Origin of the sequence: Streptomyces sp. NPDC048590, from assembly GCF_043199535.1 — a bacterium.
Lineage (GTDB): Bacteria > Actinomycetota > Actinomycetes > Streptomycetales > Streptomycetaceae > Streptomyces.
The window spans coordinates 609,042-625,853 of record NZ_JBICWC010000001.1 but is presented as its reverse complement, the minus strand read 5'-3'; the positions used below and the strand labels follow the sequence as shown (position 1 = coordinate 625,853).

Below are 16,812 nucleotides of genomic sequence, written 5' to 3'. Positions count from 1 at the left end.
CCGATCCGGGCGGTGGCGGTGCACAGCAGGGCGCCACCGCCCCGAATCAGCCGGCGGTGACCGAGGACCGGAGGGTCCCGTCGGGGCCGGCGAGCAGCACGGGAGTGTCCGGCCCGCCCAGGTCGCGTACGGCCGCCCGGTCGGCGTCCGAGGCGCTCCCGGACTCGGTGACGACGGCGGCCGCCTCCAGGGAGGTGGCGCCGCTGGCGACGGCCATCGCGACGGCGGTCTGCAGCGCGCTGAGCTTCAGCGACTCCAGGGCCACCGTCCCGGCTGCGTAGGTGCGTCCGGTCTCGTCCCGTACCGCCGCGCCCTCGGGCACTGAGTTACGGGCGCGGACGCTGCGCGCCAGGGTGACGATCTTGCGGTCCTCGGGGCCGAGGTCGGTGCTCTCAGTCATGGCCCGAGCATACGGAGTGAGGGGGTTCGCTCCCCACGACGGGGGTCTCACCCCGCGACCGGGTACATCGAGCCGCGTCTGCCCTCGGGCGAGTCGAGCCACTGGAGCTTCGCCTCGGTGCCGGTGTCGGGCAGCGGGGTGTGCAGCACGATCACCAGGTCCGGGCGGGCGGGGACGCGCAGCTGGGTGGACTCCACCATGAGGGTGCCGACGAGGGGGTGCTGGAGTTCCTTGCGGACCTGCCCTCCGGGGACGACGTCCCGACGGTCCCAGAGGTCCGCGAACTCGGGGCTGAGCTCCCTGGCCTCGGCGACCACGGCGCGGAATCCCTCGTCCTCGGGGGACTCCGAGCAGGCGGCCCGGTACTGGGCGACGACCTGGGAGGCGATGGTCTCCCAGTGCTTCGACCTCGCCCGGTAGACCGGGTCGGTGAAGAAGGCGATCATGCAGTTCTGGACGATGCCCGGACGCATGCCGAGCACGGCCGAGGCCGCGTCGTTGTAGAGCACCGTGTTCCAGTAACGGTCCATGATGTGGGCCGGAAAGGGCATCCAGGCGTCGATGAGCCTGGTCAGCCCCTCGCACATGTCGCGGTGCGCCGGATCGACCTCCAGGGCCGGTGGATTGAGCCCGGCCAGGACGTAGAGGTGGCGGCGTTCCGCGCTGCTGAGGCGCAGCACGCGGGCCACCGAGTCCAGGACCTGGGGCGAGACGGTGATGTCACGGCCCTGTTCCAGCCACTGGTACCAGGAGACGCCCACCCCGGCGAGGACGGCGACCTCCTCGCGGCGCAGCCCGGGTGTGCGACGGCGCGCCCCGCCGTCCGGCAGGCCGGCATCGGCCGGGCTGACCCTGGCCCTGCGGCTCATCAGGAACTCCCGCAGCTCCGCGAGTCGGTGGGACTTCTCGTCGGTGCCGCCCGGGACCGTGGTCCGGTCCGGGTCGGTGTGCTGGGCCGGTGAAGCCACGTACTCCCCCTGGTGTCCGTGCGCGCGCCTGCCTGGTGGTGCGGCCAACAGGATAAGTACCCGCTCCCCACGGATATTCCGGCGCGCCCAGGCTGTGCGACATGGCGATCGAAACCCCGAATCCCGTGTCCGCCGGCACCGCCGGTGCCGTCCCCGCTCCGCCCGTCCTCTCCGGCCGTGCCCGGCTGGTCCTCTTCGTGCTCTGCGCCGCCCAGTTCATGGTGGCGCTCGACTTCTCCGTGCTGAACGTCGCCCTGCCGGCCCTCGGTGAGGACCTGGGCCTGAGCAGGTCCGGGCTCCAGTGGGCCGTGACCGCGTTCGCTCTGCCGTCCGGAGGCTTCCTGCTGCTGTTCGGCCGGATCGCCGATCTCTACGGCAGGCGGCGGATGTTCCTCGCCGGGCTCGTGGTGTTCGGGGCGTCCTCGCTGCTGGCCACGATGGCGTGGGACCCCGCGTCCTTCCTTGCCGGGCGGGCGCTCCAGGGGCTCGGGGCGGCGGTGATCGTGCCGACCGGTATGTCGCTGCTGACCACGACCTTCCCCGAGGGCCCGTTGCGGGACCGGGCGCTCGGCATCAGCGGGACGCTGCTCTCGCTGGGCTTCACCACCGGGATGGTGGCGGGCGGCGTGCTCACCGACACGCTGGGCTGGCGGTCCACGATGGGGCTGCTGAGCGCTGCCGCGGTGGTCGTCCTGTTCCTGGCGCCGAAGCTGCTGTCCGAGTCGCGTACGCCGGACAGGCCGAAGCTGGACGTGCCGGGCGCGGTCACGGTGACCGGCGGTCTGCTCGCGCTGATCTACTCGCTGTCGACGGCTGCCGAGCACGGCTTCGGCGGTACGGACGTGCGGGTCGCGCTGGTCCTGGGGGTGGTCCTGCTGGCCGCGTTCGCCGTCGTGGAGTCCCGGTCGGCGGCCCCGCTGGTCTCGCTGCCCATGCTGCGGCGCCGTACCGTCGCGTTCGGCAATCTGGGCGGCCTGGTCACCTTCTCGATGATGAGCACCATCGTCTTCGTCCTGACCCTCTACCTTCAGGACCTGCTGGGCCTCTCGGCCTTCGGCACAGGGCTCGTCTTCGGGATCCAGGGCCTCGTCTCGGTCGGGGCCGGCGTCTGGGCCCCGAAGGTGATCGGCCGGTTCGGCGCGCGCCGGACGCTGGTCCTCTCACTGATCGGCCAGGGCCTGTTCATCGGGGCGCTGCTGGGCCTGGGAGAGGACTCGGGTGTCCTGCTGGCGGTGGTGGCGGTGTCGCTGGCGAGCGGCTTCCACCTGGGCGCGATCATCGCGTACGGCCTGACGGTGACATCCGGTGTCCCGGACGAGGAGCAGGGGCTGGCGACCGGCCTGGTCACCACGACCCAGCAGGTGGGCATCACGGTCGGTATCCCGCTGCTGGGGGTCCTGGCGACCACGCAGGGCTCGCTGTTCGACGGCGTACGGCTGGTGGTGACGGCCGCGGCGGTGATCCTGGTCGCGACCGGCCTCGTGGTGGGCGTGGGCCTGCGACGGGCCGCCGGGAAGGGCCAGAGCCCGTCCGGCGGATCATGACCGGGGCCGCCCCTGATCCGCCGGACCGGCCCTGGTGCCCGGACTACGGCCGGTCGAGGCGGAGGCGTTCCGCCTTCGGCAGCCCCGCGACCACCAGGTCGTAGCTGTCCTCCACGAGCTCCCGGACCATCCGGTCCGGGAGCTCGGAGACCGTCACGGTGTTCCAGTGGCGCTTGTTGAGGTGCCAGCCCGGGACGATCGCGGGGTGGTCCTTGCGGAGCCGCAGCGCCTCGTCCGGGTCGCACTTGAGGCTGACCTTCAGAGGCTCGGCGTCGAGGACGCTCAGGGCGAACATCTTCCCGACGACCTTGAAGACCGATGCCTCCGGTCCGAACGGGAACTCCTCCGCACTGGCGTTGAACTCCAGGCAGAACGTACGCAGTTCCTCGGGGGTCATGCCGCCTCGCTTCCCTCCGGTTCGGCCAGCACGGTGACGATCTTGTTCCTGCGGCCCGCCGAGGACTCCGCGGTGAGCCGGAGCTTGCGCCCGTCGGGAAGATCGACGATCGAGGAGGCCCCGGAGATCGGGACCCGCCCGAGCGCCTTCGCCAGCAGACCTCCGACGGTCTCCACGTCCTCGTCGTCGTAGGCGTCGAGGCCGAAGAGCTCCCCGAGGTCGCCGATGTCGAGCCGGGCGGTCACCCGGAAGCTGCCGTTTTCCAGCTCCTGGACCGGAGGGAGCTCGCGGTCGTACTCGTCGGTGATCTCGCCGACGATCTCCTCGAGGATGTCCTCGATGGTGACGATGCCGGCGGTGCCGCCGTACTCGTCGATGACGACGGCCACATGGCTGCGGTCCTGCTGCATCTCGCGCAGCAGGTCCCCGGCGTTCTTGGTGTCGGGCACGAAGGCGGCGGGACGCATCGCGGTGGAGACCAGGTCGGACTCCGCCTCCCGGTTGATGTGCGTCTTGCGGACCAGGTCCTTGAGGTAGACGATCCCGACGATGTCGTCCTCGTTCTCCCCGGTGACCGGGATGCGGGAGAACCCGGAGCGCAGCGCGAGGGTCAGCGCCTGCCGGACCGTCTTGTAGCGCTCGATGCAGACCAGGTCGGTGCGGGGCACCATGACCTCGCGCACCAGGGTGTCGCCGAGCTCGAAGACCGAGTGCACCATGCGGCGTTCGTCGTCCTCGATGAGCGACTCCTGCTCTGCGAGGTCGACCATCGCGCGGAGTTCGGCCTCGCTGGCGAAGGGGCCCTTACGGAAGCCCTTGCCCGGGGTGAGCGCGTTCCCGAGGAGGATCAGCAACTGGGGGATCGGGCCCATGATCCTGGCGAGCGGCAGCAGGACGTACGCCGCGGCCGTGGCGGTGTTCAGCGGGTGCTGGCGGCCGATGGTGCGCGGGGAGACCCCGATGGCGACGTAGCTGACGAGCACCATGACGCCCATGGCGAGGGCGAGGGCCTGCCAGGTCTCCGGGAACTCCTTGAGGCAGGCGTAGGTGACGAGGACCCCGGCCGACATCTCGCAGGCCACCCTGACGAGCAGCGCGACGTTGAGGTAGCGGGTGGGGTCGGCGGCGACCTGTTCCAGTTTCGCGCTGCCACGGCGCCCGGCCCGCACCGCCTCCGCCGCGCGGAAGCTCGACGTACGCGCGATACCGGCCTCGGCGCAGGCCGCGAGCCATCCCACGACGATGAGCAGGACGGCTCCGGAGACGAGGGGGACGCTCACGAGACCGTGGGGGCGGGCGACGGTCCGGTCAGGCCGCGCTCACCGCGCCAGCCGTCGACGATGGCCGCCTGGAGCCCGAACATCTCGGCCTTCTCGTCCGGCTCCTCGTGGTCGTACCCCAGGAGGTGCAGGACCCCGTGGACGGTGAGGAGCTGGAGCTCCTCGTCCATCGAGTGCTGCGTCTCGGCGTCCTTGCCCTGCTGCTCGGCGACCTCCGGGCAGAGCACGATGTCGCCGAGGAGCCCCTGCGGGGGCTCCTCGTCGTCCTTGGCCGGCGGACGCAGCTCGTCCATCGGGAAGGACATGACATCGGTCGGGCCCGGGAGGTCCATCCACTGGATGTGGAGCTGCTCCATGGCGGCGGTGTCCACCACGATCACCGAGAGTTCGGACAGCGGGTGGATCCGCATCCGGGCGAGCGCGTAGCGGGCGATGTCGAGGATCGCCTGCTCGTCGACCTCGGTTCCGGACTCGTTGTTGACGTCGATCGACATGGTGCGCTGCGACTACTTCCCTTTTCGGCGGTCACGTCGGCCGTCTTCGCGGCCTTCCGGGTGTCCGTCTCGCTGACCGGCTCGGTTGTCGTACTTCTCGTACGCGTCGACGATACGGCCGACGAGCTTGTGCCGGACGACATCCTGGGAGGTGAGCCGGGAGAAGTGGACGTCCTCGACGCCGTCGAGGATGTCCTGGACCTGGCGCAGCCCGCTCTTCGTGCCGCCGGGGAGGTCGACCTGGGTGACGTCACCGGTGATGACGATCTTGGAGTCGAAGCCGAGGCGGGTGAGGAACATCTTCATCTGCTCGGTGCTGGTGTTCTGCGCCTCGTCCAGGATGATGAAAGCATCATTCAAGGTCCGGCCCCTCATATACGCCAGCGGCGCGACCTCGATCGTGCCCGCGGCCATGAGCCGGGGGATCGAGTCCGGGTCGAGCATGTCGTGCAGGGCGTCGTAGAGCGGGCGCAGATACGGGTCGATCTTGTCGAAGAGCGTGCCGGGCAGGAAGCCGAGCCGCTCCCCCGCCTCGACGGCGGGCCTGGTCAGGATGATCCGGCTGACCTGCTTGGACTGCAGGGCCTGGACCGCCTTGGCCATGGCGAGGTAGGTCTTGCCGGTACCCGCGGGGCCGATGCCGAAGACGATGGTGTGCTTGTCGATCGCGTCGACGTACCGCTTCTGGTTGAGCGTCTTGGGACGGATCGTGCGGCCGCGGCTGGAGAGGATGTTCTGGGTGAGGACCTCGGCGGGGGTCTCCTGGCCGTCCGCCTCGCCATTCCCGCTCGCCTTGAGCATCGCGATCGAGCGTTCCACGGCGTCCTCCGTCATCGGCAGCCCGGTGCGGAGCACCAGCACCATCTCGTCGAAAAGGCGCTGGACCAGGGCGACGTCCGCCGCGATTCCAGTCGCGTTGATCTCATTGCCCCGGACATGGATGTCGACGGCCGGGAACGCCGTTTCGATCACGCGCAGCAGCGAATCGCCCGACCCCAGGAGCATCACCATGGGGTGTGCGGCCGGAATCCTGATCCGGGCCGTCGCCTGCGGCTGTGTAGGTGACTGCGTCATGGGCCGGCCCTCGGGCCTGCGCATACCTCCCGTTCAGGGTCGTCGCTGCTCGACGGCCTCTGGACTACCAGCCTACGACTCCCCACCGACAACACCGAGGGGTTTTCCCCGGTGATCATCAGCACTTCACCGCCGGTACCTCAGCTCCGGAAACCGATGGTCGGCACGGCCCTGCGCAGCGGCCATGGCCTGTCCGTCGCGGGCAGCAGCTCCTCGAGGAAGGCGTAGCGCTCCAGGGCCGCCGGGTCCTGACCGGGAGTGGTGCGGACCTGCTGCCACCAGCCCGCGACCTCCGCCCATCCCGGCGCGGACAGCGATCCGCCGAACTCCTGCACGGACAGGGCGGCCGTCAGCCCGGCGAAGGCGAGGCGGTCGGCGAGCGGCCAGCCGGCCAGGGTCCCGGTGACGAACCCGGCGACGAAGACGTCGCCGGCGCCGGTGGGGTCGAGGGCCTCCACCTCGATGGCGGGCACGTCCGCCGCGGTCCCGGTCTCGCGTTCCACCGCGTAGGCGCCTTCCGCGCCCAGGGTGACGACGGCCAGCGGCACCCGTTCGGCGAGGGCGTGGGCCGCCGCGCGCGGGCAGTCGGTGCGGGTGTACCGCATGGCCTCCTCGGCGTTGGGGAGGAAGGCCGCGCAGTGCTCCAGGTCGGGCAGGGCGTCCAGGTCCCACCGGCCGGTCTCGTCCCAGCCGACGTCGGCGAAGACCGTCGCGCCGTTCCGGGCGGCTCCGGCCACCCAGGGCTCGCCGCGGCCGGGGACCAGCGAGGCCACTGCGGCGCGGGCGCGCGGCGGGCAGTGCGGCAGGGTGCGGCCGGGCACGGGGGACGCGGTGGGGGCGGGCGCCTCGTGGCCGTGGGAGACCATGGTGCGCTCCCCCTCGTACGCCATCGAGACGGTGACCGGCGAGTGCCAGCCCGGGACCGTGCGGGACATGGACAGGTCGATGCCCTCACCCTGTTCGAGAGCGTCCCAGCAGTACTCCCCGTAGTGGTCGTCACCGAACGCGGCGGCGAGGGAGGTGCGCAGGCCGAGGCGGGCGAGCGCGGTGGCCATGTTGGCGACGCCGCCGGGGCTGGAGCCCATGCCCCGGGCCCAGGACTCCGTCCCGCGCACCGGCGCGCTGTCCAGGCCGGTGAAGATGATGTCCAGGAAGACCGTGCCGGTCAGGAAGACGTCGCAGGCCGGGTCCTGCGGGGCACGCAGCCCCAGCAGCGGGTCGATGCCTGGATCTGCTGTGCTCACCGTGCGCTCCCCGGCCGTGGCGGTTCTGGATCAATGCGGGTTACCGGCCAGTGTGCCGGATCGGCCGCCGTATCCCCAGGGTTCTCGCCGTGGCGCGCAGCCCGTCCCTCACCTGCATAAACATGCGCGAATACCCGGCTCCGGAGTGCATAAACCTCATTGTGAGCCGGATCACATCGAGCCGACTTTCCGAGGGCTGGGCACGCTTGATACAAATTGCCCGCGAGCACCGATCGGGACGGTTGACGACGAGTGCCGCTTCTCCCGCAGTTCCTCGCCTTACCCTCCTCTGCCCTGGTCCAGGGCTCCACAGCTTTACCCCGCTCCGCCCTCCCCTGCCTTCTTCTGCCTCCTCTGGCATGTCTTCAGGAACGCCCATGTCCTCGCGCCCGCGCGCCGCGTGGCCCCTGGTCGCCGTGTTCACCGCCGGTTACCTCGCCGCGTATCTGCTCCCCACCATCGTCGGCCGTCTCAGCACCTACCTGGGCCTGAGTTCGGCCCAGGCCGGTCTGGTCGGGAGTGCCCTCCTGCTCAGCTCGGCATCGGCCGGCTTCACCCTGGCGGGACGCGTCGACAGACTGGGTGCGCGCAGACCTGCCCGCATGGGGCTGCTGCTCGCCGTGGCCGGTTACGGCTGCGCGGCGCTGACCAGCTCGATCCCGCTGGTCGTCGCCGGTGTCGTGATCGGCGGCTTCGGCTCCGGCACCGCGACCGCCGTGGCGGCCTCCGGCATCGCGGAGCAGAGTGACCCGCACCGGACCTCGTCGCTCGGGCTGCTGAGTGTCTCGGCCACCGCGGGCGCCCTCTACCTGACGGTTCCTCACCTGGGCGGCGGGCACCGGCTGCCCTTCGCGTCCATCGCACTGGTCGCCCTGCTGGTCTGGCCCGCCACCGCCCGGCTGGGCGGCCCCACCGCCGCCGGCGGGACCTCGTCGGTCCGGTCGCGGCTGCCGCACCGGCGGTCGGGGCTGGTGCTGGCGGGCGGGATGCTCGTCTGGTCCATGGCGCAGAACGCCCTGTGGGGGGTGAGCAGCCGCATCGGCGCCGTCCAGGTCGGCCTCTCCGAGGTGACGATCGGCGCGGTGTTCGCCGTCGCCCTGGGTGCGGGACTGATCGGCGTCATGGGCGCCGGGATGCTGGGGTCCCGCCTCGGACGGGCCGTGCCGATCGGCGTCGGGACGATGATCATCGCCGGAAGCATCGTGCTCAGCTCCTCGGCCGAGGACCTGGGGTCGTTCGCCACCGGTGAGATCGCGTGGAACACCTTCTACCCGGTGGTCCTGTCCTACCTGATCGGTCTGGCGGCCTCGCTGGACGTGCGCGGCCGCTGGGCCGTCCTCGCCGGCTCGGCTTCGTCCGTCGGCACGGCCTGCGGCCCCCTGCTCGGCAGCGTGCTCTCCGAGCAGGCCGGTTACGCGGTGATGGGCCTGATCCTCGGCACGGCCACCCTGCTGGTCGTGGCACCCGTGACGGCCGTGGCCCTGCACGCCGGTGGACGTCCGCTGGTGCCCGGTTCCGTCCGTCGCAGGGGTGGCGCCCCCGCCGCCCTGCTCGCCGCCACCACCAACAGCCTGTCCGGCGCCGTGCCCAAGCTGGGCGCGCCGGAGCAGGCGGTGGCGGAGATCAGCGTGCCCGCGCTGCGGCGCAGGCGTCTGGTGCGCAGCGCCTTCCGGACGGCGGGGCCGTCCGGTGGGGCCGGTCAGTCGAACGCGTACGCCTCGACCTCGGAGAGGTAGCGCGCCCGGCGCTCCTCGTCGTGGTCGAGGAAGGCCGCCTCGAAGGAGTTGCGGGCCAGTGTCCGCAGCTGCTCACGGTCCAGGCCGAGCGCCTCGTGGACCGCGTGGAAGGTGTCTCCGACGTATCCGCCGAAGTAGGCCGGGTCGTCGGAGTTCACCGTGCAGAGCAGGCCCGCGTCCATCATGGCGCGCAGCGGGTGCTCCTCCAGGATGTCGACGGCGCGCAGCCGTACGTTGGACAGCGGACACAGCGTCAGCGGGATCCGCTCGGAGACCAGTCGGTCCACCAGCTCGCCGTCCTCCATGCAGCGCAGGCCGTGGTCGATCCGTTCGACGCCGAGGACGTCCAGGGCCTCGCGGATGTACTCCGGCGGTCCCTCCTCGCCGGCGTGGGCGACCTTGCGCAGGCCGAGGGCGGTGGCCGCCGCGTACACCTCGCGGAACTTCGCGGGCGGGTTGCCGACCTCGGCGGAGTCCAGGCCGACGGCGCTGATGCGCCCGATGTACGGCTTCGCGGCCTCCAGCGTCTCCAGGGCCGACTCCGCGGACTTGTCGCGCAGGAAGCACATGATCAGCTGGGTGGAGATGCCGTGGGTCTCCTCGCTGCGGTCCAGCGCCCGGCCGAGCCCCTCGATGACCGTGCCGATCGGGACACCGCGGTCGGTGTGTGCCTGCGGGTCGAAGAAGATCTCCGCGTGCCGGACGCCCTGGGCGGCGGCGCGGGCGAGGTAGGCGTCGGCCAGTTCGGCGAAGTCCTCCTCGGTACGCAGCACGGCCATCAGCGCGTAGTACAGGTCGAGGAAGCTCTGGAGGTCCTCGAAGAGGTAGGCCTCGCGCAGTGCTTCGGTGTCCGCGTAGGTGAGTTCCACGCCGTTGCGCGCGGCGAGGGCGAAGGCCAGCTCGGGTTCGAGGGTCCCCTCGATGTGGAGGTGGAGTTCGGCTTTGGGGAGGTGCACGGGGTTCTCGTTACGTTACGTGTGGCGGGTGGGTACGGGGACCGTGATGAGGTCCTGGGCGATGGTCAGTTCGCCTTCGAAGCCGGCGGCCCTGGCCTGCTCCTCGAAGGCTCCGGGGTCGGAGTAGCGCTGGGAGAAGTGCGTCAGCACGAGGTGCCGTACGCCCGACTCCTTCGCCACCCGGGCCGCCTGGCCGGCGGTGAGGTGGCCGTGGTCGGCGGCGAGCCGGCCGTCCTCGTCGAGGAAGGTCGACTCGATGACCAGCATGTCGCATCCTTCGGCGAGGGCGAACGCGCCGTCGCAGAGCCTGGTGTCCATGACGAACGCGAAACGCTGGCCGCGGCGGGGTTCGGAGACCTCTTCGAGGGTGACGCCGCGCAGCGATCCTTCCCGCTGGATCCGGCCGACGTCGGGTCCCGTGATGCCGTGCCGGGCGAGTTCCGCGGGCAGCATGCGTGACCGGTCGGGTTCGGTCAGGCGGTAGCCGTAGGACTCGACCGGATGGGAGAGCCGGTGGCTGTCGAGGGTGTACGAGCCGGTGGCGGCGAGGACGCCGCCGTTCCCGGTGACCGGGGCCTCGGTCAGTTCGACGGACTCGCGGTAGGCGGTCGCGTGGCGCAGCCGGTCGAAGAAGTGCTGCCCGCTCGCCGGGAAGTGGGCGGTGACCGGGTGCGGGACCTGGTCCAGGTTGATCCGCTGGATCACGCCCGCGAGGCCCAGCGAGTGGTCGCCGTGGAAGTGGGTGACGCAGATGCGGTCGATGTCGTGGGCGGCGACCCCCGCCCGCAGCATCTGGCGCTGGGTCCCCTCGCCGGGATCGAAGAGGATGCCCTCGCCGTCCCAGCGCAGGAGGTAGCCGTTGTGGTTGCGGTGCCGGGTCGGCACCTGGCTGGCGGTGCCGAGGACCACGAGTTCGCGTACGGACACGGGTGGGGTCCGCCTAGCCGGGGGGCCACTGCATGCCACGGCCGCCCAGGACGTGGGCGTGCGCGTGGAAGACGGTCTGCCCGGCGCCCGCACCCGTGTTCAGGACGATCCGGTACCCGGTCTCGGTGAGCTTCTCGTCTGCGGCGACGAGACCGGCCTCGCGCAGCACGTCGGCGGCGGTCTCCGGTTCGGCGGCGGCGAGGGAGGCGGCGTCCGGGTAGTGCGCCTTGGGGATGACCAGGACGTGGGTCGGGGCCTGGGGGTTTATGTCGCGGAAGGCGACGGTCGTCGGGCTCTCGCGGACGATGGTCGCCGGGATGTCCCCGGTGACGATCTTGCAGAACAGACAGTCGGTCTGCGGCTCTCCCGCCATGGGTGCTCCTGGGTCGTGGTGATCGGCCGGGGCGTGCCTGGAATGGGCCGTAGGGCCCGGGGCGTGCCCGAAAGGGCAGCCTAGCGGGCGTCACCCGGCGGGAAGCGGCCGACTCGGCTCCTCGGCGATCACCTGGGCGGGAGCGCAGCCCCCTGGGTCCCGCGTTCCCGCGTTCCCGCCCGGTGGGGTCCTACTCCGCCGGGGCCGGCGGGGGAAGCGGCGGGGCCGTCTTCGCCGGCGTCCGCGTGAGCGACTCCAGCGCGGTCCGGATCGCCTCGTCCAGCTGGGGGTCCCTGCCCGCGGCGTGGTCCTGCGGGGTCGTCACGACCTCGACGTCCGGGTCGACGCCGTGGTTCTCGACGCCCCAGCCGTACCCCTCGAGCCAGAAGGCGTACTTCGGCTGGGTGACGAGCGTGCCGTCGACGAGGCGGTAGCGGCTGTCGATGCCGATGACCCCGCCCCAGGTGCGTGTCCCGATCACCGGCCCGATGCCGAGCGCCTTGACCGCCGCGTTGACGATGTCGCCGTCGGAGCCGGAGAACTCGTTGGCCACGAGCACGACCGGTCCGCGCGGTGCGTCCCCCGGATAGCTGACCGGCCGCATACCGCGCGGCAGGTCCCATCCGACGATGCGCCGGGCCAGCTTCTCGACCACCAGCTGCGAGGTGTGGCCGCCGCGGTTCTCCCGTACGTCCACCACCAGTCCCTCCCGGGCCACCTCGACCCGCAGGTCCCGGTGGATCTGGGCCCAGCCTGAGCCGACCATGTCGGGGACGTGGAGGTAGCCGAGGCGGCCCCCCGACCTCTCGTGCACGTACGCGCGCCGGTCGGCGACCCACGCGTGGTAGCGCAGGGCCTCCTCGTCGGCGACGGGTACGACGACGACATGGCGGGGGTCGCCGCCGTCGACCGGCTGGACCGTCAGCTCGACGGGTTTGCCGGCGGCGCCGTCGAGCAGCGGGGCGGGTCCGGTGAGGCTGTCGACGGGAAGGCCGTCGACCGCCAGGACGGTGTCCCCCGGGCGAACGGCGACGCCCGGCGCGGTGAGCGGGGACCAGGCGTCGGGGTCCGAGGACTCCGTGGGCAGGATCCGGTCGATGCGCCAGCTGCCGTCCTCCGCCCGGGAGAGGTCGGCGCCCAGCAGTCCCTGTGCGGCGCCGCCGCCCCAGGCGGGCGGGTTCACGTAGGCGTGGGAGGTGCCGAGTTCGCCCTGCACCTCCCAGAGGAGGTCCATGAGGTCGTCGTAGGTGGCGACCCGCCCGAGGACGGGCCGGTAGCGGTCCAGGACGCCGTCCCAGTCGACGCCGCCCATGTCCGGGCGCCAGAAGTTGTCCCGCATGACACGGCCGGTCTCCTCGTACATCTGGCGCCACTCGGCACCCGGGTCGAGGGTGCGCCGGACTCGGGAGAGATCGACGGTGAGCTGGTTGTCGCCGTCGTCGCCGGAGTCCCCGGAGAGGCGGCCGTCGGAGGGGATCACCTTCAGATCGCCGTCGCTGTGCAGGACCAGCCGCTTGCCGTCGCCGCTGACCGCGAACCGGCTGATGTCGTGTGCCACTTCGTCGCGGTGCGGCTTCTCCAGGTCGTACCGCTCCAGGACGGGCCCGGGATTGCGGGCCCCGGGCGTGGCCGCGCCGGTGCCGAGCACACCGCTCACCGGATGCCGCAGCCACAGCAGTACGCCCTTCGCGGCCCGCAGCGAGGAGTAGCGGGCGGCCTCGACGGGCACCGGCACGATCCGGTCGGCGAGCGAGTCGAGGTCGACGCGGGTGACGGGGAGCGCGGTGGGGTTGTCGTCGGAGTCGCCGTCCTTCTCCTTCTCGGCGGGACGGCCGTGGAGCTGCGGCCCGAACGGGGAGGGGGTGGTGGCGGCGAGGGTCAGCAGATGAGGCCGGCAGGTCCCGACGAACGCCAGGTCGAAGACGTGCGAGTCGTAGACCGGGTCGAAGGCGCGCTCGGAGAGGAAGGCCAGGTGCTTGCCGTCGGTGGTGAACGCGGGGGCGAAGTCCCGGAAGCGCAGCGGGGTCGCCTCGGTGACCCCCAGGTCCGCCAGGTGGGCCAGCTTGATCTGGCTGAGCGAGGCGGGCCCGGGGTGGGACCAGGCGAGCCAGGCGGAGTCGGGCGAGAAGACCAGCCCGGAGGCGTCGCCGTCCTCGCTGCGGTCCAGCTCGTGCACCTCTCCGCTCTCCCGCTCGACGACGAGTACCCGCCCGTCGTGGGCGGCGACGGCGAAGCGGCTGCCGTCGGGGGCGGGGGCCAGATCGAGGACCCGGCCGATCCTGCCGGCCGCGAGGCGCCGGGGCACGGCGCCGGGCGCGGTGCCGGTGGCGGGGGCGCACTCCAGGGCGTCCTCGCCCTCGGCGTCGGTGACCCAGACGACGTGCTGGTCACCGCCGGCCTGGAAGGCCCGCGGGAGCCTGGCCCGTACGCCGGGTTCGGCGGCGAGCGTCCGCGCGGGTCCCTCGCGGTGGGTGACCCAGTGGACGGCGCCCCGGGACCCGATCGCGCTGCCGCGGCCGGTGCGGTCGGGCGAGGCGCTGCAGGAGTGACCGCTCGCGTGCACGGAGTACGGCTGCAGGTCGGTGCGCTGGCCTCCGAGGCGGACGTCCAGCCGCCGGGGCCGGTCGCTCTCCAGGCTGTCCAGGACCCACAGTTCGCCTGCCTGGGCGTAGCAGATCCGTGTTCCGTCGGTGGTGGCGTGCCGGGCGTAGAAGCCGTCGGTGCCGGTGTGGCGGCGCAGGTCCGTGCCGTCGGGGAGGGAGGAGTAGACGGCGCCGACGCCTTCGTGGTCGCTGAGGAAGGCGATGCGCTCACCGGCCCACATGGGGCATTCGATGTTGCCGTCGAGATCCTCGTGGACGCGGCTGAACTCCTCCGGGGCGCCGTCCGGACGGTCCGTCGCGGCGATCCAGAGCTTGCCCGCGGTTCCGCCGCGGTAGCGCTTCCACGCCGCGGCCTCACGTCCCATGCCGGCCGAGAGCAGCAGCACCCGCCGGCCTGGTCCGTACGCGAGGGAGCCGACGGGCCCGTAGGGCAGGGTGCGGGCGGGCCCGCCGTCGACGGGGACGGCGCGGGCCCAGCTCCGCCGCAGCGAGACCTGCCCCTGGGTGCTGATCACCAGCACCTCGCCCTCGGGTGTCCAGCCGCGTACGGAGGTGCGCGCGTCCCCCCAGTGGGTCAGCTTCCTGGAAGGCCCGCCGTCGACGGGCGCGAGATGCACCTCGGGGGCGCCGTCCCGCCTGGACGTCCAGGCGACGAGGCTGCCGTCCGGCGATATCCGTGGCTGGGTGACGGGTCGGTTGTCGGCGCTCACGCGCCATGCCCGGCCGCCGTCGAGCGGCGCCAGCCAGACATCGTCCTCTGCGGTGAAGGCGATCAAGTCGCCCTGGACATGGGGATACCGGAGGTAGGAAGGCTGTGTCACGTGATCAGCCTAGGCCCGCGCCCCGCGGCAGGGGCGTGAGTTGGCCGGAGTTCGCCGTACGGAGAAGCCCTGCCCTCAGGACCAGCGGCCGGTGCGCCCCAGCAGCAGGGCCGTCGCCGCCGTGCCCGCGGTGGAGGTGCGCAGTACGGTCGGCCCCAGTCGGCAGGTCCGGGCGCCGGCGGCGGCGAAGGTGGCGAGTTCATCCGGCGACACACCGCCTTCCGGGCCGACGACGAGCACGATGGTGCCGGCCTCCGGCAGGGGCACGGTGGCCAGTGGCTCGCTGTCGTGGTCGCGGTCCTCGTGCAGGACCACGGCGAGGTCGGCCGTCGCCAGCAGCCTGGCGGCCTGTTTGGTCGTCATCGCGTCGGCCACCTCGGGGAAGCGCACCCGGCGCGACTGCTTCCCCGCCTCACGGGCCGTGTTCCGCCACTTGGCCAGGGACTTGAGGCCGCGATCGCCCTTCCACTGGGTGATGCAGCGCGAGGCCTGCCAGGGCACGATCGCGTCGACGCCCGTCTCGGTCATGGTCTCCACGGCAAGTTCACCGCGGTCGCCCTTGGGCAGCGCCTGGAGGACGGTGATGAAGGGGGCGGGCGCCGGTTCCTCGCGGAGCTCCCCCAGACCGACGACGAGCCGGTCCTTGCCCTCGGCGGCCCTTACGACGGCTTCCGCCCAGTGGCCCCGGCCGTCGGTGAGGACGACGTCCTCTCCCGGGTTCAGCCGTTTCACCGACACGGCGTGCCGCCCCTCGGGACCCTCCAGGACGAACTCCGGCCCGACGGGCAGCTGTTCGACGACGAAGACCGGTGCCGTCACTGGGCACTCCTCACGCTCACGGCCGCGCGCGCGGCTTCCATCTCTGCGGCGAGCAGACCGACGAGTTCACCGGCGGGCAGCTCCCGTGCCAGGCGGTGCCCCTGACCGGCCCAGAGCGCCATGCCCTGGGCGTCACCGGCCGCGGCGGCGGCCCTGCGCAGTCCGCCGGTGATCTGGTGGACCTGCGGGTAGGCGGCGGGGGCGTACGGACCGTGCTCCCGGACGAAGCGGTTGACGAGCCCGCGCGCGGGCCGGCCGGAGAACGCCCGGGTCAGCGCGGTGGTCACGAACAGCGGGTCGGTCAGCGCCCGCTTGTGCAGCGGGTGCGCGCCGGACTCCGGGCACGGCAGGAACGCCGTACCGAGCTGCGCGGCGTCGGCGCCGGACGCCAGGACCGCGGTGATCTGCGAGCCGCGCATCAGCCCTCCGGCCGCGATCAGCGGGAGGTCCACCGAGGCGCGGACCTCGGCGATCAGGGAGAGCAGCCCCGTGCCGGCGAGCCCGCCCTGCGGGTCGTCGCGGTGCGTGGACTGGTGGCCGCCCGCCTCGGTGCCCTGCACGCAGAGCGCGCCGGCCCCGGCCCAGCTGGCGTTCCGCGCCTCCTGGGGCGTGGTGACGGTGACGACGGTGAGGGTCCCGGCGGCGGCGAAGGCGTCGAGGACCTCACGGGCGGGGCAGCCGAAGGTGAAGGACACCACGGGTACGGGTTCTTCGAGCAGGATCGCGACCTTGGCCTCGTAGCCGTCGTCGCCCCGCTCGTCCGGTACCCCGAGCGGGGTCTCGTACCAGGCCGCCTCACCGGCGAGCTGGTCGCGGTAGATCTCGACGGCGCCCGGGTCGGCGACCAGGGGCTGCGGCATGAACAGGTTGACGCCGAAGGGGCCGCCGGTCGCCCTCCTGAGGCGTTCCACCTCGTCGTACATCCCGTCGGCCGTCTTGTAGCCGGCGGCGAGGAAGCCGATCCCGCCGGCCTCGGTCACGGCGGCGGCCAGCTCCGGCCCGGAGACCCCGCCGGCCATGGGGGCCTGCACGATCGGGTACCGGCAGAGACCGGTCAGCGCCAAGGACATGAGCGCATCGTGCCACGTCCGGCGGATCGTGCCGAATCTGCCGTTTCACACGGTGGACGGACCCGCCCGCACACCCGCGCCACCTGCCGGGGAGGACCGGTGGACG

The 16,812-nt window shown here is 72.2% G+C and carries 15 protein-coding genes; 2 read left to right on the top strand and 13 right to left on the bottom strand.

The genetic code is table 11. The annotated features are described in order from the left end of the window. Positions 1 to 46: 46 nt before the first annotated feature. Both ACGFNN_RS02585 and ACGFNN_RS02580 read right to left on the bottom strand, forming a co-directional pair. Entirely contained in the window at positions 47 to 400 is a 354-nt protein-coding gene (locus ACGFNN_RS02585; protein WP_393552108.1) for a cytidine deaminase, read from the bottom strand. A gap of 47 nt (positions 401 to 447) precedes the next feature. After that, positions 448 to 1,368 (bottom strand): helix-turn-helix transcriptional regulator, encoded by a 921-nt coding sequence (locus ACGFNN_RS02580; protein WP_393552107.1) that lies wholly within the window; start codon positions 1,366 to 1,368, stop codon positions 448 to 450. Between the two features lie 101 nt (positions 1,369 to 1,469). On the opposite strand from ACGFNN_RS02580, the gene ACGFNN_RS02575 reads away from it, so the two are divergent. Then, the gene (locus ACGFNN_RS02575) at positions 1,470 to 2,912 is read left to right on the top strand and encodes an MFS transporter (protein ID WP_393552106.1); all 1,443 of its coding nucleotides are present in this window, start codon (positions 1,470 to 1,472) and stop codon (positions 2,910 to 2,912) included. Positions 2,913 to 2,955: 43 nt separating this feature from the next. Here ACGFNN_RS02575 and ACGFNN_RS02570 read toward each other — a convergent pair whose 3' ends face one another. The 5 genes from ACGFNN_RS02570 to ACGFNN_RS02550 all read right to left on the bottom strand — a co-directional run bounded on the left by ACGFNN_RS02570 (position 2,956) and on the right by ACGFNN_RS02550 (position 7,401). Continuing rightward, positions 2,956 to 3,309, bottom strand: coding sequence for an MmcQ/YjbR family DNA-binding protein (locus ACGFNN_RS02570; RefSeq protein WP_393552104.1), 354 nt, complete (start codon positions 3,307 to 3,309; stop codon positions 2,956 to 2,958). Then, on the bottom strand, positions 3,306 to 4,589 hold the full coding sequence (locus ACGFNN_RS02565) for a hemolysin family protein (RefSeq protein WP_362664646.1): 1,284 nt from the start codon (positions 4,587 to 4,589) through the stop codon (positions 3,306 to 3,308). The genes ACGFNN_RS02570 and ACGFNN_RS02565 overlap by 4 nt, the downstream gene beginning before the upstream one ends. Next, on the bottom strand, positions 4,586 to 5,083 hold the full coding sequence (gene ybeY, locus ACGFNN_RS02560) for an rRNA maturation RNase YbeY (protein WP_362549417.1): 498 nt from the start codon (positions 5,081 to 5,083) through the stop codon (positions 4,586 to 4,588). Before ybeY ends, ACGFNN_RS02565 begins: the two co-directional genes overlap by 4 nt. 12 nt (positions 5,084 to 5,095) lie before the next feature. Then, entirely contained in the window at positions 5,096 to 6,157 is a 1,062-nt protein-coding gene (locus ACGFNN_RS02555; protein ID WP_362549410.1) for a PhoH family protein, read from the bottom strand. A 140-nt stretch (positions 6,158 to 6,297) separates the two neighbouring features. Beyond that, positions 6,298 to 7,401, bottom strand: a complete 1,104-nt coding sequence (locus tag ACGFNN_RS02550; RefSeq protein WP_393552103.1) for a carbohydrate kinase family protein — start codon at positions 7,399 to 7,401, stop codon at positions 6,298 to 6,300. 377 nt (positions 7,402 to 7,778) lie between these two features. Here ACGFNN_RS02550 and ACGFNN_RS02545 point away from each other — a divergent pair, with 377 nt between their 5' ends. Beyond that, entirely contained in the window at positions 7,779 to 9,137 is a 1,359-nt protein-coding gene (locus ACGFNN_RS02545; RefSeq protein WP_393552102.1) for an MFS transporter, read from the top strand. Here the strand turns inward: ACGFNN_RS02545 and ACGFNN_RS02540 are convergent. The 6 genes from ACGFNN_RS02540 to ACGFNN_RS02515 all read right to left on the bottom strand — a co-directional run bounded on the left by ACGFNN_RS02540 (position 9,101) and on the right by ACGFNN_RS02515 (position 16,706). Then, the gene (locus ACGFNN_RS02540; RefSeq protein WP_393552101.1) at positions 9,101 to 10,093 is read right to left on the bottom strand and encodes an adenosine deaminase; all 993 of its coding nucleotides are present in this window, start codon (positions 10,091 to 10,093) and stop codon (positions 9,101 to 9,103) included. The genes ACGFNN_RS02545 and ACGFNN_RS02540 overlap by 37 nt on opposite strands. Before the next feature lie 15 nt (positions 10,094 to 10,108). Next, positions 10,109 to 11,020 (bottom strand): ribonuclease Z, encoded by a 912-nt coding sequence (locus ACGFNN_RS02535; protein ID WP_393552099.1) that lies wholly within the window; start codon positions 11,018 to 11,020, stop codon positions 10,109 to 10,111. Between the two features lie 13 nt (positions 11,021 to 11,033). Next, entirely contained in the window at positions 11,034 to 11,393 is a 360-nt protein-coding gene (locus tag ACGFNN_RS02530; RefSeq protein WP_393552098.1) for a histidine triad nucleotide-binding protein, read from the bottom strand. 190 nt (positions 11,394 to 11,583) lie between these two features. Then, positions 11,584 to 14,817: a S41 family peptidase gene (locus tag ACGFNN_RS02525; RefSeq protein ID WP_393552097.1), complete on the bottom strand. Its 3,234-nt coding sequence runs from the start codon at positions 14,815 to 14,817 to the stop codon at positions 11,584 to 11,586. A 75-nt stretch (positions 14,818 to 14,892) separates the two neighbouring features. Continuing rightward, complete coding sequence (locus ACGFNN_RS02520; protein WP_393552096.1) at positions 14,893 to 15,636, bottom strand: 16S rRNA (uracil(1498)-N(3))-methyltransferase; 744 nt, start codon at positions 15,634 to 15,636, stop codon at positions 14,893 to 14,895. After that, complete coding sequence (locus ACGFNN_RS02515; RefSeq protein ID WP_393552095.1) at positions 15,633 to 16,706, bottom strand: nitronate monooxygenase; 1,074 nt, start codon at positions 16,704 to 16,706, stop codon at positions 15,633 to 15,635. Before ACGFNN_RS02515 ends, ACGFNN_RS02520 begins: the two co-directional genes overlap by 4 nt. Between the last annotated feature and the right edge of the window lie 106 nt (positions 16,707 to 16,812).

Excerpts from the sequence above, each read along its gene's own strand:
- ACGFNN_RS02585 (WP_393552108.1), bottom strand. The coding sequence starts at position 400 with ATGACTGAGAGCACCGACCTCGGCCCCGAGGACCGCAAGATCGTCACC.
- ACGFNN_RS02575 (WP_393552106.1), top strand. The coding sequence starts at position 1,470 with ATGGCGATCGAAACCCCGAATCCCGTGTCCGCCGGCACCGCCGGTGCC.
- ACGFNN_RS02570 (WP_393552104.1), bottom strand. The coding sequence starts at position 3,309 with ATGACCCCCGAGGAACTGCGTACGTTCTGCCTGGAGTTCAACGCCAGT.
- ybeY (WP_362549417.1), bottom strand. The coding sequence starts at position 5,083 with ATGTCGATCGACGTCAACAACGAGTCCGGAACCGAGGTCGACGAGCAG.
- ACGFNN_RS02555 (WP_362549410.1), bottom strand. The coding sequence starts at position 6,157 with ATGACGCAGTCACCTACACAGCCGCAGGCGACGGCCCGGATCAGGATT.
- ACGFNN_RS02545 (WP_393552102.1), top strand. The coding sequence starts at position 7,779 with ATGTCCTCGCGCCCGCGCGCCGCGTGGCCCCTGGTCGCCGTGTTCACC.
- ACGFNN_RS02530 (WP_393552098.1), bottom strand. The coding sequence starts at position 11,393 with ATGGCGGGAGAGCCGCAGACCGACTGTCTGTTCTGCAAGATCGTCACC.
- ACGFNN_RS02515 (WP_393552095.1), bottom strand. The coding sequence starts at position 16,706 with ATGTCCTTGGCGCTGACCGGTCTCTGCCGGTACCCGATCGTGCAGGCC.